This window comes from Streptomyces sp. NPDC037288 (genome assembly GCF_055603265.1).
This window is the reverse complement of record NZ_JBVJVY010000016.1, coordinates 1-18717: the sequence shown is the minus strand read 5'-3', so window position 1 is coordinate 18717 and position 18717 is coordinate 1. Positions and strand designations below refer to the sequence as shown.

The 18717-nt window shown below is 74.2% G+C and carries 2 protein-coding genes; both read right to left on the bottom strand.

Annotated features, from left to right (window positions below; genetic code table 11):
• Window positions 1–19 precede the first annotated feature (19 nt).
• Window positions 20–10747: a type I polyketide synthase gene (locus tag ACZ7GZ_RS19755; protein ID WP_471025720.1), complete on the bottom strand. Its 10728-nt coding sequence runs from the start codon at window positions 10745–10747 to the stop codon at window positions 20–22.
• 71 nt (window positions 10748–10818) lie between these two features.
• The coding region (locus ACZ7GZ_RS19750) for a type I polyketide synthase (RefSeq protein WP_471025718.1) at window positions 10819–18717 on the bottom strand (7899 nt) is incomplete at its 5' end.

Sequence of the window (18717 nt, the reverse complement as noted above, 5' to 3'; positions counted from 1 at the left end):
CCCTTTTGGCCTGCGCAGTTCAGGAGATGCCGAGTTCGTCGTCGAGGAGCTCGTACAGCTCCTCGTCGCTCGCCGAGCTGAGGTCGTCTTCGTCCTCGGCTCCGCCGGCGCCTCCCGGATCGGCCGGCTCGTTCCCGTTCCACCGGGCGAGCAGCGCGTGGAGACGCATGTTGATCCTGGTTCGGGTGACGTTGTCGACGCCGTCCGCGCCGTCGAGGGCGGCGGCGAGGCGGTCGAGCTCGTCGAAGACCGGCGCCGACGGGGCCGTGCCACCGGGGAGGTCCTTCAGCACCCGCTGCGCGAGCACCGCGGGCGTCGGGTGGTCGAAGACCAGCGTCGCGGGCAGCCGCAGGCCGGTGGCCCTGTTCATCCGGTTGCGGAGCTCCACCGCGGTCAGCGAGTCGAAGCCCAGGTCGCCGAAGGCCTGGTCGGGCTGGACGGCCTTGGCCGAGCGGTGTCCGAGGACGGCGGCGACCTCGGACCGGACGAGGTCCAGCACGGCCTCTTCGCGCTCGGCCTCGGGCAGGCCCGCGATCCGCTGCACCAGCGGTACGGATGCGGCCCGGTCCGTACGCCGCGGCCGGCCGCCGACGAGCGCCCTGAGCAGCGGTGGCACCGGGGCGGTCGCGTTCCGCAGAGCGGCGAGGTCCAGCCGTGCCGCCACCACCAGGGGCTCCTGCAACGCGAGCGCGGCGTCGAGGAGTTCCAGGCCGTCGTCGTCGCTCAGGGGCAGCACGCCGCCGCGGGCGAGCCGGGTCCGGTCGGCGCCGCCGAGGTCCTCGGTCATGGTGCCGGCGCGCTGCCACAGGCCCCACGGCAGCGACACCGCGGGCAGGCCCTGGGCCCGGCGGCGCCCGGCGAAGGCGTCGAGGAAGGCGTTGGCAGCGGCGTAGTTGGCCTGGCCGGGGGTGCCGAGCGTACCCGCGAGCGAGGAGAAGACCACGAACGCCGACACGTCGCCCGCCAGCTCGTGCAGGTTCAGCACCGCGTCGGCCTTGGGGCGCAGCACCGTCTCCAGGCGCTCCGGTGTGAGCGAACCGATCACGCCGTCGTCGAGGACGCCGGCCGTGTGCACCACGGCCGTCACCGGCGTGCCGGCCAGTACCTCGGCGAGGGCGTCCCGGTCGGCCACGTCGCAGGCGGCCCAGAGGACTTCGGCACCCGCGGCGGTCAGTTCCGCCCCGAGCTCCGCCGCGCCCTCGGCGTCCGCGCCGCGCCGGCTCATCAGCAGCAGGCTGCGCACGCCGTGCTCGGTGACCAGGTGCCGGGCGACGAGCCCGCCCAGGGCGCCGGACGCGCCGGTCAGGAGCACCGTGCCGGTCCCGAAGTCCGGGGTGGCCCGCGGGGCGTCGGCGGCGGCCCTGGCGAGCCGGGGCAGCAGGAGCGCGTCGCCGCGCAGCGCGGCCTGCGGCTCCTCCGAGGCGACGAGCCGGGGGACGGCCGTCGCTGCGATCCGCTCCCAGTCGGCGTTCTCTTCGGTGTCGAGGAGGACGATGCGGTCCGGGTTCTCCGACTGTGCCGACCGGACCAGGCCCCACACGGCCGCCTGTACCGGGTCGCCCGCTGCCGGGTCGTCCCCGGCGGCGACCGCTCCCCGGGTCACCAGCACCAGGCGGGCGGCCCGGTCCTCGGCCAGCCACCACTGGACCAGCCGGAGCACTTCGGCGACGACGTCCCGGACCCGTTCGGCGTCGCTGCCCGACCCGGCCGGGCAGGGGACGACGACGGCGTGCGCGTCCGTCTGCGCCCCGGTGTCCGCCGCGGGGGCGGCGAGGAGGGCGGTGATGTCGTCGTAGGCGCGTACGGCCGGGGCGTTCGCGTCGGCCGGGGCGGCGAGCGGTACCCAGTCCACGGTGAACAGGGAGTCCCGGGAGCTCGTGCGCAGTTGCTCGGCCGACACCGGGCGCAGCGTCAGCGACTCCACCGACAGGACGGGACGGCCCGTGCCGTCGGCGGCCTCCAGCCGTACGGTGTCCCCGCCGGCCTGGGAGAGCCGTACCCGCAGGCCGGCTGCTCCGGTTCCGTGCAGCGTGACGCGGGACCACGCGAAGGGCAGCAGGGGCCCGTCGGCGGCCGGTACGAGGCCGCCCGCGCCCAGCGCGTGCAGCGCGGAGTCGAGCAGGGCCGGATGCACGCCGAACGTGTCCGCGTCGCCCTGCGCCTCGTCGGGGAGGGCGAGTTCGGCGTAGACCGCGTCGTGGCCGCGCCAGGCGGCACGCAGCCCCTGGAAGAGCGGGCCGTAGCTCAGTCCGAGGTCCGCCAGGCGGTCGTAGAAGCCGTCCAGGTCCACCGGCTGGGCGTCGACCGGGGGCCAGCTGCTCAGGTCGGTGCCGGAGGGGGCCGCGCCGGTGGCGAGGGTTCCGGTGGCGTTGCGGATCCAGGGGCCGTCCCCGGCTCGAGAGTGCACGCTCAGCGGGCGGCGGCCGGAGTCGTCCTCGGCGCCCACGACGACCTGGAGCGCGACGCCGCCGTGCTCGGGCAGCACCAGCGGTGCCTGCAGGGTGAGCTCCTCGACCAGGTCGCAGCCGGTCTCGGCCGCGGCGTGGGCGGCCAGTTCCACGAAGGCCGTGCCCGGCAGCAGCACCGTGCCCAGCACCGCGTGGTCGGCCAGCCAGGGCTGGGTCTGCAGGGACAGCAGCCCGGTCAGCAGGTGGCCACCGGCGTCCGGCAGCTCCGACGCCGCACCCAGGAACGGGTGGTCGGCGGCGTCCAGCCCGGCCGCCCGCACGTCACCGGCCGGAGCGCCCGCCGCCAGCCAGTACCGCTCGTGCTGGAACGCGTAGGTCGGGAGGTCGACGCGGCGCGCTCCCGGCAGGACGGCGTCCCAGTCGACGCCGACGCCGTGCACGTGGGCCTGGGCCAGGGACAGCATCAGCCGGTGTCGTCCGCCGTCACGGCGGCGCAGCGTAGGTACGACCGCGGCTTCCGCCTCGGCGGCCTCGATGGCGTCCTGGATGCCCGCCAGTTGCACGGGGTGCGGGCTGACTTCGACGAACACGTCGTGCCCGTCGGCCAGAGCGGCCCGGATCGCGTCGTGGAACCGCACCGTCTGCCGCATGTTGCGGTACCAGTAGCCGGTGCCGAGCTCGTCCGCGTCCAGCGTCCCGCCCGTCACCGTGGAGTAGAAGGTCACGGATCCGGGCAGCGGGCTGATGCCGGCGAACCCCTCACGCGCCTGCGCTTCGACGCGTTGGATCTGCGGCGAGTGCGCGGCGTAGTCGACGGCGACCCTGCGGGCCTGGATGCCCTCGCGTTTGCAGTGCGCGAGGAGTTCGTCCAGGGCGTCGGTGTCCCCGGAGACCACGACGGTCCCGGGCCCGTTCACGGCGCCGATGCCCAGGCGGCCGGCCCACCGGCCGATCAGTTCCCGCGCCTCCTCGTCCGGGAGCGTCACCGAGACCATACCGCCGCGGCCCTGGAGTTCGCGCACCGCGAGGCTGCGCCGCGCCACGATGCGCGCCCCGTCCTCCAGGGAGACCGCCCCGGCGATCACCGCCGCGGCGACCTCGCCCTGGGAGTGCCCGACGACCGCGTCGGGGGTAACGCCGAAGGAACGCCACACCTCGGCGAGGGCGACCGTCATCGCCCACAGCACGGGCTGCAGCACGTCGACCCGGTCCTGCTCGGCATCGGACGTGCCGCTCAGCACCGCGGTCAGCGACCAGTCCACGTGCGGCGCGAGGGCCCGTTCGCAGGCGTCGATCCGGTCGCGGAAGACCGGGGAGGTCTCCAGCAGTTCGGCGGCCATGCCCACCCACTGCGAACCCTGCCCGGGGAAGACGAAGACCGTCTTGCCGCCGGTACGTGCGGTGCCGGTCACCACGCCGGGCGGCGTGGCGCCGCCGGCGACACCGGCCAGTTCCCGCCGGAGCTCGGCGGGGGTCTGTGCGACCACCACGGCGCGGTGTTCGAAGGCCGCCCTGGTGGTGGCCAGCGAGTACGCCACGTCGGCCGGCACGACGGTCTCACCGGTGTCCTCCAGGAAGGACGCGAGGCGGGCGGCCTGCGCCCGCAGCGCTGCCTCGGTCCTGCCGGAGAGCACCCACGGCACGGCCGCGCCGGAGTCGGACGCCGGTGCCGGTTCCTCGGTCGCGGGGGCCTGCTCGATGATGGTGTGGGCGTTGGTGCCGCTGACGCCGAAGGACGACACGGCGGCCCGGCGCGGGCGGTCCGACTCGGGCCAGTCGACGGCCTCGGTCAGCAGCCGGACGTCGCCGGCCGACCAGTCCACGTGCGGTGTGGGTTCGTCGACGTGCAGGGTCCGCGGGAGGACGCCGTGGCGCATGGCCATGACCATCTTGATCACACCGGCGACGCCCGCGGCGGCCTGCGTGTGGCCGATGTTGGACTTCAGCGAGCCCAGCCACAGCGGCTGTCCTTCGGGCCGCTCCTGCCCGTATGTGGCAAGCAGCGCCTGCGCCTCGATCGGGTCGCCGAGCCTGGTGCCCGTACCGTGCGCCTCGACGGCGTCCACGTCGGCCGGTGTCAGCCCGGCGGACGCCAACGCCTGCCGGATCACCCGCTGCTGCGAGGGGCCGTTGGGCGCGGTCAGACCGTTGGACGCGCCGTCCTGGTTCACCGCACTGCCCCGCACGACGGCCAGCACCCGGTGGCCGTTGCGCTCGGCGTCGCTGAGCCGCTCCACCAGGAGCATGCCGACGCCCTCGCCCCAGCCCGTGCCGTCGGCACCGGCCGCGAACGCCTTGCACCGGCCGTCGGGCGACAGCCCGCGCTGCCGGCTGAACTCGACGAAGACCGTCGGGGTCGCCATGACGGCGACGCCCCCGGCCAGCGCCATCGTGCACTCGCCGCCGCGCAGGGCCTGGACGGCCAGGTGCAGGGCGACGAGCGACGAGGAGCAGGCCGTGTCGACCGTGACGGCGGGGCCCTCCAGGCCGAAGGTGTAGGACACGCGCCCGGAGGCGACGCTGCCGGAGCCTCCGGTGGTGAGCAGGCCCTCGACGCCCTCGGGCAGTTCGCGCGGGCCCTGGCCGTAGTCGTGGTACATCAGGCCGGTGAAGACGCCGGTACGGCTGCCCCGGATCGTCGCCGGGTCGATCCCGGCGTGTTCGAACGCCTCCCAGGACGCCTCCAGCAGCAGCCGCTGCTGCGGGTCCATCGCCAGGGCCTCGCGGGGGCTGATGCCGAAGAAGCCGGCGTCGAAGTCGGCCGCCTCGTGCAGGAAGCCGCCGTCGCGCGCGTAGGTCTTGCCGAGGCGGTCGGGGTCGGGGTCGTAGAGCCCGTCGACGTCCCAGCCGCGGTCGTCCGGGAACCGGGAGATGCCGTCCCGGCCGGAGGCCACCAGCCGCCACAGGTCCTCCGGCGAGCGCACCCCGCCCGGGAGGCGGCAGCTCATGCCGACGATGGCGATCGGCTCGTCGGCGTCGGCCGCGGTCTGCCGGGCCGCGGCCCCGGCCGTGACGGCCGGGGTCGCGCCGAGGAGTTCGGTGCCGATGTGCCGGGCGAGGGCGGCGGGGGTGGGATGGTCGAAGACCAGGGTGGCGGGCAGGCGCAGGCCGGTGGCGGTGGACAGCCGGTTGCGCAGTTCCACGGCCGTCAGCGAGTCGAAGCCCAGGTCCTGGAAGGCGTGCGCGGGCTGGACGGCCCGGGGCGAGGAGTGCCCGAGCACGGCGGCGACCTCGGCCCGGACCAGTTCCAGGAGGGCCTCGTCGCGTTCGTCGCCGGCCAGCCCGGCGAGGCGTTCGGCCAGGGATCCGGTGGCGGCGCTGCGGGCGGTTGCGCGCTTGGGGACGCGGACGAGTCCGCGCAGCAGGGCCGGTACGGTTCCTGCCGCCCGGTTCCGCAGCGCGGCGGTGTCGAGGCGGACGGGTACGAGCACGGGCTCGTCCGCGGCGAGCGCCGCGTCGAACAGCCGTAGGCCGTCCTCGGTGGACAGCGGCAGGACACCGGAGCGCGCCATCCGTGACCTGCCCGCCTCGTCCAGGGCGTCGGCCATGGCGCCCTCCTGCTCCCACAGGCCCCACGCCAGCGAGACGGTGGGCCGCCCCTGGGCTCGGCGGTGCCGGGCGAAGGCGTCGAGGAAGGCGTTGGCCGCGGCGTAGTTGCCCTGGCCGGGGTTGCCGAAGACGCCCGCGGCGGAGGAGAACAGCACGAACGTCGTGCTCTGGCCGGTGAGTTCGTCCAGGTTGAGTACGGCGTCGGCCTTGGGCGCGAGGACGGCGCCCACCCGGTCCGCGGTCAGTGCGGCGATCACGCCGTCGTCCAGCACGCCGGCGGTGTGCACCACGGAGTCGACCGGGGTGGCGGCCAGCACCCGGGCGAGGGCGTCACGGTCGGCGAGGTCGCAGGCGGCCCACGTCACTTCGGCGCCGAGCGCAGCGAGTTCGGCCTCCAGGTCCGCGGCGCCCGGGGCGTTCGCTCCGCGGCGGCTGACGAGCAGCAGCCGGCGCACGCCGTGTCCCGTCACCAGGTGACGGGCGAGGGTTGTGCCCAGCGCGCCGGAGGCGCCGGTGAGCAGCACGGTGCCGAGGCGGGGGGCCGCGCCGCCGGTGAGGGCGGGGGTCGTGCCCTCGGCAAGGGCGGAGGCGGCTTCGTCCGCGGGGCCGGTGGCCGCGTCCTCCGTTGCCGGGGAGGCGGCGCGGGCCAGGCGTGGTACGCCGGCCTTCCCTTCGCGGACGACGACGTGGGGCTCGCCGGACAGCACGACGCCGGGTACGAGCACGGCCGCCTCGTCCGGGCGGTCGGTTTCGAGCAGCACGATCCGGCCGGGGTTCTCCGCCTGGGCCGAGCGCACCAGGCCACCCGCCGCGGCGTGCGCGAGGTCGTCACAGCGCGCCACCAGCACGAGACGCGACGTCCGGTCCTCGGCGAACCAGCGCTGAACCAGGCGCAGCACCTCGGTGGTGACCGCACGGACCCGCTCGGCCTCGGTCGCCCCTTCCGGGCCGTCGGGGTACGGGACCACGACCACGTCCGGCTGCGACGACCCGTCGGGCTCAGCCAGTGCGGCGATGTCCGGGACGAACGCGACCGCTGTCCCGTCCACGTCGTCGCAGGGCAGGTTCAGCGGCGCCCGCTCGACGGTGAACATCGCGTCACCGGAGCGCCTGCGGAGCTGCTCGGCCGGCACCGCGCGCAGGGTCAGTGACTCGACGGACGCCACCGGCTCGCCGGCGCCGTCGGCCACCAGCAGGGACACCGCGTCCGTACCGGCCGGCGCCAGCCTGACCCGTACGGTGGACACGCCCGTGGCGCGCACGGACACCCCGGACCAGGCGAACGGCAGGAGCGGCCCGTCCGCCTCGGCCACGGGAAAGCCGTCCGCACCGCCCGCGCCGATCGCGTGCAGGGCCGCGTCCAGCAGCGCCGGGTGCAGGAGGAAGGAACCGGTCTCGGTGCCCTCGGGGAGGGCGACCTCCGCGAAGACTTCCCCGCCCGCGCGCCAGGCGCTCCGCAGTCCGCGGAACGCCGGTCCGTAGGCCAGGCCGAGGGCGGCCAGCCGGTCGTAGAAGCCGTCGAGGCCGACCGGCTCGGAGCCTGCCGGCGGCCACGCCGTGAGCGCACGGCCGGCGTCCGCGGCGCCCGTCTCTTCGGTCCCTTCGGTGACGAAGCCGGTGGCGTGGCGGACCCACGGCAGGTCGGCGTCGTCCTCGGGGCGCGCGTGCACGGTCAGCGGCCTGCGGCCGGTGCCGTCGGCCGCGCCGACCCACACCTGAACCGCGACGCCGCCCCGCTCGGGCACCACCAGGGGCGCTTCGAGGGTGAGGTCCTCCAGCAGTCCGCAGCCGGCTTCGTCGGCGGCACGCACGGCCAGTTCGACGAAGGCGGTGCCCGGCAGCAGCACGGTCCCGAGCACGGCGTGGTCGCTCAGCCACGGATGCGTGCGCAGGGACAGCCGGCCGGTCAGCAGCAGCTCGTCGCCGCCGGCCAGGGAGACGGCGGCGCCCAGCAGCGGGTGGTCGGCCGAGCCCAGGCCGGCGGAGCGGATGTCACCGGGGGCGGCCGTCAAGGAGTCGAGCCAGTAGCGCTCGTACTGGAAGGCGTAGGTGGGCAGGTCGACGCGGCGGGCGCCGGGGAAGAAGGCGTGCCAGTCCGGGGAGACGCCGTGTGCGTGCAGTTCGGAGACGGCGGCGACGAGTGCGGCCCGCTCGGGACGGTCGGCGCGCAGGGCGGGCACGGTGATCACGTCGTCGTCCAGACAGCCCTGGGCGAGGGCGCTCAGCACGCCGCCCGGGCCGATCTCGACGAACGTGGTCACGCCCAGGTCGTGGAGAGTCCGAACGCCGTCGGCGAAGCGGACTGCTTCGCGGACGTGCCGGACCCAGTACGCGGAGGTGTACGGCTCGGCCGGGCGGCCGGTGAGGTTGGAGACCACCGGAATCTGTGGCTTCTCGAAGGTCAGCCCGCGGACGACCTGCGCGAACTCCTCCAGCATGGGGTCCATCAGCGGCGAGTGGAACGCGTGGCTGACCTTCAACCGGGAGGTTTTACGGCCCTGTTGGGAGAAGACACCGGCGATCTCCAGCACGGCGTCCTCGGCTCCGGAGACCACGACGGACCGCGGACCGTTGATGGCCGCGACGCCGACAGCGTCGGTGAGGTGCGCGAGGATTTCGTCCTCGGTGGCCTGCACGGCGATCATCGCCCCGCCGGCGGGCAGCGCCTGCATGAGGCGGGCGCGGGCGGACACCAGCTGCGCGGCGTCCGCGAGCGACAGCACCCCGGCCACGTGCGCGGCCGCGATCTCGCCGACGGAGTGACCGGCCACGTAGTCCGGTCGGAGGCCCCACGATTCGAGGAGGCGGAACAGGGCGACCTCGACCGCGAAGAGTGCGGGCTGTGCGGCGCCCGTGCGGTGCAGTTCCTCCGAGTCGACGTCGACCGCTACGTCGAGATGCGCGCAGACCTCGTCGTACGCGGCGGCGAACGCCGGGTAGGACGCGTACAGTTCGCGCCCCATGCCCAGGCGTTGCGATCCCTGGCCGGAGAAGAGGAACCCGACGCGCCCGCCGGTGCCGGAGAGGCCGCGCGCGACACCGGGGGCCGGGGAGCCGGAGGCCACGGCCCGCAGCCCCTCGGCGAGTTCCGCCGGTGTCTCGCCCTGGACCACCGCGCGGTGTTCCAGGGCCGTGCGCGTCGTGGCGAGCGAGAACGCCACGTCGAGCGGGGCGACTTCGGCGCCCGTGCGGGACAACAGGCGTTCGGCCTGTGCGCGCAGGGCCTCCTCGGTCTTGCCGGAGATCACCCACGGCACCGGTCCGCCGTCGGCCGGGCGCGCGGCCTGTGGGGCTACGGCCTCGGCGCTCTGCGCGCCTTCGTCCGACGCTTGAGGGGTCTCGGCGTCCTGTGTGCCTGACTCCGACGCTTGAGGGGCCTCGGCGTCCTGGGCGAACGCTTCGGCCGACGGGGCTTCCTCGATGATCGTGTGCGCGTTGGTGCCGCTGATCCCGAAGGAGGAGATACCGGCCCGGCGCGGCTGGTCCGACGCCGGCCAGGGCGTGCGGTCGGTGAGCAGCCGTACGGCGCCCGCCGACCAGTCGACGTGCGGGGACGGCGCGTCGACGTGCAGCGTGCGCGGCAGTTCGCCGTGGCGCATGGCCATGACCATCTTGATGATGCCCGCCACGCCGGCCGCTGCCTGGGTGTGGCCGATGTTGGACTTGATCGAGCCCAGCCACAGCGGCTTGTCGTCGGGACGGCCCTGCCCGTACGTCGCCAGGAGCGCCTGTGCCTCGATCGGGTCGCCGAGCCGGGTGCCCGTGCCGTGCGCCTCCACCGCGTCGACCTGTGCGGTGGTCAGCCGGGCGGCGGCCAGGGCCTGGCGGATCACCCGCTGCTGGGAGGGGCCGTTGGGGGCGGTCAGGCCGTTGGACGCGCCGTCCTGGTTGACGGCGGAGCCCCGGATGACCGCGAGGACCTCGTGTCCGTTGCGGCGGGCGTCCGAGAGCCGTTCCACGAGCAGCAGGCCGGCGCCCTCGCCCCAGCCGGTGCCGTCGGCACCGGCCGCGAACGCCTTGCAGCGGCCGTCGGGCGCCAGTCCGCGCTGGCGGCTGAACCCGACGAAGGTGGCGGGGCCGACCATCGCGGTGACACCGCCCGCCACGGCCAGCGAGCACTCGCCGTTGCGCAGGGACTGGACGGCCAGGTGCAGGGCCACCAGGGACGACGAGCAGGCCGTGTCGACCGTGACGGCCGGGCCTTCGAGGCCGAAGGTGTAGGCCACCCGGCCGGAGGCGACACTGCCCGAGGTACCCGTCCCGAGGTAACCCTCCAGGTCCTCCGGGGAGTTCTGGAGGGCGGCGAGGAACTCGTGGTTCATCACGCCGGCGAACACCCCGGTCCTGCTCCCCACCAGCGAGGCGGCATCGATGCCGGCCCGCTCGAAGAGCTCCCATGACGTCTCCAGCAGCAGCCGCTGCTGGGGATCCATGGCGAGCGCCTCGCGGGGCGAGATGCCGAAGAGGCCGGCGTCGAACCGCGCCAGGTCGCGCAGGAACGCGCCCTCGCGGGCGTAGCTGGTCCCGCGGGACTCCGGGTCCGGGTCGTAGAGCGCGTCCAGGTCCCAGCCACGGTCGGCGGGGAACTCCGAGACGGCGTCGCGGCCGTCGGCGACCAACTCCCACAGGTCCTCGGGCGAGTCGACCCCTCCCGGGTAGCGGCAGCTCATACCGATGATGGCCACCGGCTCCCCGGCGGCGTCCTCGTGGTCACGAAGGCGCCGCCGGGTCTCCTGGAGATCTGCGGTGACTCGCTTCAGGAAATAGCGGAGCTTGTCCTCGTTCGCCACCGAAATCGTCCCTCACCCCTGCGAAGACTTACGGGAATTCGGCAAGGGCTCACCGGGACGCGCCGGAGCGGTCAGGAAATCCCGAATTCCTTGCCGAGCAGATCGAATACTTCGTCGTCCGTGGCCGATTCCAGATCGCTGCCGCCCATTCCAGGGCTTTCCGGTGCCCGGGCCTTGCCGGATTCACCGGCAATCGCCAACAGGGCCTGGAGCTTCGACAGGATCCGGTCGCGAGCTTCACTCTCCGACAACTTCGTGACCAATTCTTGTTCGACCCTGTCCAGATCGGCAAGTAGGGAATCCACTAGGGCCGGTTCGGCCACCCCCGCCGTCTCCGTGAGCACGTGACGGGCCAGGAGAGCGGGAGTCGGGTGGTCGAAGACCAGCGTCGCGGGGAGCCGCAGCCCGGTGGCCTTGTTCAGCCGGTTGCGCAGTTCGACGGCCGTGAGGGAGTCGAAACCCAGGTCCTGGAAGGCGTGTTCCGGCCGGACCGTACGGTCCGACGCGTGTGCCAGAACCGCGGCCGCCTCGGCCCGGACCAGGTCCAGCACGGTCCGCTCCCGCTCGGCCTCCGACACCCCCTCCAGGCGCTCGGCCAGCGAGGACGCGGAGGGAGCGGTGGCGGCCTGCGCGGTCCTGCGGACGGCCGCGGCCGGCACGAGGGCGCGCAGCACCGGCGGTGCCTCACCGGCGCGCAGCGCGCCGGTGTCGATGCGGACCGGGGCGAGTACCGCCTCGTCCGCAGCCAGTGCCGCGTCGAACAGCCGCAGCCCCTCCTCCGGCGGCAGCGGCAGCACGCCGCTGCGCGCCATCCGCGCCCGGTCGGCCTCGGCGAGACCGTCCGTCATCGCGCCGGGCTGCTCCCACACCCCCCATGCCAGCGATGTGGCGGGCAGCCCCGCACGGCGCCGGTGCGCCGCGAAGGAGTCGAGGAAGGAATTCGCCGCCGCGTAGCTCGCCTGACCGGCGCTGCCGACCATGCCGGCGACGGACGAGAACACCACGAAGGCGGCCAGACCCCTTTCCCGGGTGCACTCGTGCAGGTTCAGCACGGCGTCCACCTTGGGGCGGAAGACCTCCCTCATCCTCTCCGGTGTGACCGAGGCGACGACCCCGTCGTCGAGAACACCCGCCGTGTGCACGACGCCCGTCAGCGCATGCTCGCCGAGCCCGTCCAACATGCCGGAGACGGCCTCCCTGTCCGCGACGTCGCAGGCCGCCCAGGTGACGTCGGCACCCCATGCGGTCAGTTCGGCCTCCAGCTCGGCCGCACCAGGTGCGTCCGCGCCCCGGCGGCTCGCCAGCAGGAGCCGGCGCACCTTGTGCTCGGACACCAGGTGCCGTGCCACGAGCGCGCCGAGCGACCCGGAGGCACCGGTCACGAGGACGGTGCCGTCGGCGAGGCCCGGCAGGTCGGCGGCGGCGTCGGTGTCGGTGTCGGTCCTGGTGGCCCTCACCAGGCGCGGTACGAACACCTCCCCGTCGCGGACCGCGAACTGCGGCTCACCGGAAGCGAGCGCGGCGGGCAGCACACGGACCGCCTCGTCGGTGTCCTCGGCCTCCACCAGCACGATCCGGTCCGGATTCTCCGACTGCGCAGACCGTACGAGCCCCCACACCGCGGCATGAGCCAGATCACCCGGACACGTCACCAACGCCAGACGCCCCGCACGCTCCTGCGCCAACCACCACTGCACCAACGCCAGAACCTCACTGGCGATGCCGTGTACACGCCCGGCGGTCTCCGTACCGGACCCCGCCGGGCACGGAACGACCGTGACCACCGCGACATCGGGGAGGGCCGGCTCGGCGGACAGGGCGGCCAGGTCCGCGTAGGCCCGTACGTCGAGCCCGGCCGCAGCGTCGGCCTCCGTGAGGGTCGCGGGCTGCCATGCGAGGCCCAGCAGCGAGTCGTCGGCACGCCTGCCGGAGCCGCCCGCCGCGAGCAGTTGCTCGCGCGACACCGGCCGCAGCGACAGCGAGCCGGCCGTGGCCACCAGGCCACCCGAGGCGTCGGCCACGGTCAGCGACACCGCCTCTGCACCCGTGCGAGAGACCTTGACCCGCAGCGCCGTCGCCCCCACGGCACGTACACCCACTGCGGACCAGGCGAAGGGCAGCAGCGGCCCGTCGACGACGGGGACGAGCCCGCCCGCGCCGATCGCGTGGAGCGCCGCGTCCAGCAGCGCCGGATGAACGGCGAACGCGCCCGCCTCCGTGCCCTCGGGAAGGGCGACCTCGGCGAGGACGTCGTCCCCATTGCGCCACACCGACCGCAGGCCGCGGAAGACCGGGCCGTAGCGCAGGCCGAGTCCGTCCAGGCCCTCGTAGAACCCGGTCAGGTCGACGGCCTCCGCACCCGCCGGCGGCCACGCGCCCAGGTCCGCGCCGTGCGGCGGCTCGGGCAGCGCGTCCGTCAGGAAGCCGACCGCGTGCCGCACCCACGGCGCGTCGCCCGGGGCATCCTCCCGCCGCGAGTGCACGCTCAGCGCACGCCTGCCCGGCTCCTCCTCGGTCCCGACCCACACCTGCACGGCCACACCGCCGCGGTCCGGGACGATCAGCGGCGCTTCCAGCGTCAGGTCCTCGACCTGTGCACAACCGGCCTCGTCGCCCGCACGCACCGCCAGTTCCACGAGCGCGGTACCCGGCAGCAGCACGCTGTCCATGACCGTGTGGTCGGCGAGCCAGGGGTGTGTCCTGAGCGAGAGCCGCCCGGTGACCAGGTACCCGCCGGCGCCGGGCAGCGCGACCGCCGCACCGGCCAACGGGTGCTCCGCCGCCCCCAGTCCGAGTCCGGTGGCAGCCGCACTGCCGGTGAACTCCTCGGGCGCTTCCAGCCAGAAGCGCTCGTACTGGAAGGCGTAGGTCGGCAGGTCGACGCGCCGGCCGCCCGGGAAGAGCGCCTGCCAGTCCGGGGAGACGCCATGGGCGTGCAGTTCGGCGAGCGCGGTGACGACGGCGTGCGGCTCGGGGCGGTCGGTCCGTACGACGGGGACGGCGACGATGTCGCCGTCGATACAGCCCTGCGCGAGGGCGCTGAGGACGCCGCCGGGGCCGATCTCCACGAAGGTCGTCACGCCCAGCTCGTGCAGGGTCTGGACGCCGTCGGCGAAACGGACCGCTTCACGGACGTGCCGGACCCAGTACTCGGGTGTGTACGGCTCGGCCAGGCGGCCGGTGAGGTTCGAAACGACGGGGATCCGCGGCTCGTTGAAGACCAGCCCGCGGACGACCTCGGCGAACTCCTCCAGCATCGGGTCCATCAGCGGCGAATGGAACGCGTGACTGACCCTCAGCCGGGACGTCTTACGACCCTGCTCCCGGAAGGCCTCGCCGATGGCGACGACCACGTCCTCCGCACCGGAGACCACGACGGACTGTGGGCCGTTGATCGCCGCGATGCCGACGCCCTCGGCGAGATGCGGCAGCACCTCGTCCTCGGTCGCCTGGACCGCCACCATCGCCCCGCCCGCGGGCAACGCCTGCATCAACGCGGCACGCGCCGACACCAGCTTCGCCGCATCCTCCAGCGACAACACACCCGCCACATGAGCAGCAGCGATCTCGCCGACCGAGTGACCAGCCACATAATCCGGCCGCACACCCCACGATTCGAGCAGCCGGAACAGGGCGACCTCGACAGCGAAGAGCGCGGGCTGCGTCGAACCCGTCTGGTGGAGCTCCTCCGAGTCGACCTCGACCGGCGCGTCCAGAAGCGCGCACACCTCGTCGTACACCGCCGCGAACACCGGGTACGCCTCGTACAGTTCGCGGCCCATGCTGATCCGCTGCGAGCCCTGCCCCGAGAACAAGAAGCCGGTCTTGCCGCCCGTGCCCGGTTCACCCAGGACGACCCGGGTGGACGGGGACCCTGCGGCCAGCGCGCGGAGCCCTTCGAGGAGTTCGTCCCGGTTCTCCCCCACCACGGCGGCCCGGTGTTCCATGGCCGAGCGTGTGGTGGCGAGCGAGAAGCCGATGTCGGCCGGCAGCAGGTCCGTGTCCGGGGCCAGGGACAGCAGGCGTTCCGCCTGTGCCCGCACCGCCGCCTCCGTCCTGCCCGACAGCACCCACGGCACAACCGCCCCTGCGTCGGGCACGGGCGGCAACTCGACTGAAGCGGGAGCCTGTTCAACGATCACGTGGGCGTTGGTGCCGCTGATACCGAAGGACGACACGGCGGCACGGCGCGGCGCGTCGGTCACCGGCCAGTCCACGGCCTCGGTCAGCAGCTGCACCGCGCCCGCCGACCAGTCCACGTGTGGCGTCGGCTCGTCCACGTGCAGGGTCCGCGGCAGCACGCCGTGCCGCATCGCCATGACCATCTTGATCACACCACCGACACCGGCCGCGGCCTGGGCATGGCCGATGTTCGACTTCAGCGAACCCAGCCACAACGGCCGGTCCTCCGGCCGCTCCTGACCATAGGTGGCGAGCAGCGCCTGCGCCTCGATCGGGTCACCCAGCTTCGTACCCGTACCGTGCGCCTCCACCGCATCAACCTGATCCGAGGACAGGCCCGCGTTGGCCAGCGCCTGCCGGATCACCCGCTGCTGCGAGGGCCCGTTCGGGGCCGTCAGACCGTTCGACGCACCGTCCTGGTTCACCGCGCTGCCCCGTACGACGGCCAGTACCGGGTGGCCGTTGCGCCGGGCGTCGCTGAGTCGCTCCACCAGCAGCATGCCCGCGCCTTCGGCCCAGCCCGTACCGTCCGCAGCGGCGGCGAACGCCTTGCACCGGCCGTCCGCCGACAGACCGCGCTGACGGCTGAACTCCACGAACGTCGAGGGAGTCGCCATGACGGTGACGCCGCCGACCAGGGCCATCGAGCACTCGCCGCTGCGCAGTGCCTGGGTCGCCAGGTGCAGCGCCACCAGCGAGGACGAGCACGCCGTGTCGACCGTGACCGCCGGGCCCTCAAGCCCGAACGTGTACGAGACCCGGCCGGAGGCGATGCTGCCCGCGCTGCCGCTGCCCAGGTAGGCGTCCATGCCCTCCGGCGCCGTCGTCACGCGCCCGCCGTAGTCGTGGTACATCACGCCGGCGAAGACCCCGGTCCTGCTGCCCCGCACCGTCGCCGGGTCGATCCCGGCCCGCTCGAACGCCTCCCACGACGTCTCCAGCAGCAACCGCTGCTGCGGGTCCATCGCCAGCGCCTCACGCGGCGAGATCCCGAAGAAGGCCGGGTCGAACTCGGCAGCCTCGTGGAGGAAGCCGCCGTGGCGCACGTAGGACTTGCCGGAGCGGTCGGGGTCGGGGTCGTAGAGGTTCTCGACGTTCCAGCCGCGGTCCTCGGGGAATCCCGAGATCGCGTCGCCGCCGGAGGCGACGAGGCGCCACAGGTCTTCGGGCGACCGCACGTCACCCGGGAACCGGCAGGCCATGCCCACGATCGCGATCGACTCGTCCGTCCCGGTCACCGCGGCGACCGCGGCCCCGGGCTGCTTCTGCACGCCGAGCGTCTCGGCCAGCAGGAAGCGGGAGAGCGCGACGGGCGTGGGGTGGTCGAAGACCAGGGTCGCGGGGAGCCGCAGCCCGGTCGCCGCGTTCAGCCGGTTGCGGAGTTCCACCGAGGTGAGCGAGTCGAATCCGGCGTCCTGGAAGGCGTGTTCCGGCTGGACGGCCCGGGCCGAGGCGTGGCCCAGCACGGCGGCGACCTCGGTACGCACCAGGTCCAGCACCACCTGCTCGCGCTCGGCCTCCGCCAGCCCGGCCAGCCGCTGACCCAGCGATCCCTTCGGCGCGGCCTGCGCCGCGCGCCGCGCGGTGCCCCGTACGGGGCCGCGCAGCCCTCGCAGGACCGGCGGCACGGTGCCCTGCAGCCCGCCCAGGTCCAGCCGCAGGGGGGCGACGGCGGCCCGGTCCAGGGCCAGCGCCGCGTCGAACAGCCGCAGTCCCTCGTCGACGGCGATCGGGGCCAGGCCCACCCGCTGGAGCCGGGTGAGGTCCGCCCGGTCGAGCCGGTCGGCCATGCCGCTGCCCTGCTCCCACAGCCCCCACGCCAGTGACGTGGCCGTGAGGCCCTGGGCGCGGCGGGCTTCGGCGAAGACGTCGAGGAAGGTGTTCGCCGCCGCGTAGTTGCCCTGGCCCGGGCTGCCCAGGATGCCGGACACCGAGGAGAAGACGACGAACGCCGACAGGTCGCTCGTCAGCTCATGGAGGTTGAGCACGGCGTCGACCTTCGGACGCAGCACCTTCTCCATGCGCTCCGGGGTCAGCGAGGCGATCACGCCGTCGTCGAGGACGCCGGCCGTGTGCACCACGGCCGTCACCGGCCTGCCGGCCAGCGCCTCGGCGAGGGCGTCCCGGTCGGCCGCGTCACAAGCCGCCCAGTGCACCTCGGCGCCCCGCCCGGTCAGTTCGGCCTCCAACTCGACCGCGCCGGGGGCCTCCGCGCCGCGCCGGCTGAGCAGCAGCAGGCTGCGTACGCCGTGCTCGGCGACCAGGTGCCGGGCGACGAGCCCGCCCAGCGCACCGGACGCACCGGTCAGCAGGACGGGGCCGGCCCCGAGGTCCGGCGTGCCGGTGGCGGTGCCGGTGGCCTTCACCAGGCGCGGTACGAACACCTCCCCGTCGCGGACCGCGAACTGCGGCTCACCGGAAGCGAGCGCGGCGGGCAGCACACGGACCGCCTCGTCGGTGTCCTCGGCCTCCACCAGCACGATCCGGTCCGGATTCTCCGACTGCGCAGACCGTACGAGCCCCCACACCGCGGCATGAGCCAGATCACCCGGACACGTCACCAACGCCAGACGCCCCGCACGCTCCTGCGCCAACCACCACTGCACCAACGCCAGAACCTCACTGGCGATGCCGTGTACACGCCCGGCGGTCTCCGTACCGGACCCCGCCGGGCACGGAACGACGACGACGTCCGGTGTCTCTTCCGACTCCCGCACTGCGTCGAAGTCCGCGACGGTCTCGATCAACAGCGCGTCGGTGGCGGAGGGAAGAGTGAACGGCGTCCACTCCAGCCCGAACAGTTGACCGCCGCCACCGGCACCACGCAGTTGCTCCGCCGGGACGGCCCGCAACGACAGCGACTCGACCGAGGCCACCGGGTCACCGGCGCCATCGGCCACGACCAGTGTGACCGAACCGGTGGCCGTCCGCGACAGCTTCACCCGCACCATCGCCGCTCCGGCTGCCTGCACGACGACGCCGGACCACGCGAACGGCAGGGCCGGGCCGTCGTCCAGCGACACCATCCCACCGGCGGCCAGCGCGTGCAGGGCGGCGTCCAGCAGCGCCGGGTGCAGGGCGAACGCCGCCGCCTCGGCAGCCCACTCCTCCGGCAGCTCGACCTCGGCGAAGACGTCCTCCCCGCCGCGCCACACCGAGCGCAGGCCCTGGAAGACCGGACCGTAGTCCAATCCCGCGGCCGCCATGTCGTCGTAGAACGCCGTCAGGTCGACGGCCTCAGCACCCGCCGGCGGCCAGGCACCGAGCTCCGCAGCGGGCGGTGCCTCTGCCGAGGACAGCACGCCCGTCGCGTGCCGCAGCCACGAACCGTCGTCGACGCGCGAGTGCACACTCAGCTGACGTCGGCCTGACTCGCCCTCCGGGCCGACAGCCACCTGGAGGGTGACGCCACCGCGCTCGGGCACGACCAGGGGAAGCTCAAGGGCGAGGTCCTCGATCCATCCGCACCCCGTCTCGTCGCCCGCCCGGATCGCCAACTCGACGAACGCGGTGCCGGGCAGCAGTACGGTCCCGTTCACGGCGTGGTCGGCGAGCCACGGGTGGGTGTCGAGGGAGAGCAGCCCGGTGAGCAGGACACCGTCGCTGTCGGCGGTCGCGATCGCGGCACCCAGCAGCGGGTGGTCCGCCGCCCCCAGGCCGGCGGCCCGGACGTCACCGGAGGCCCGGGGAACGTCGAGCCAGTAGCGCTCGCGCTGGAAGGCGTAGGTGGGCAGGTCGACGCGGCGGGCGCCCGGGAAGAGCGCCTGCCAGTCGGGCGAGGTGCCGTG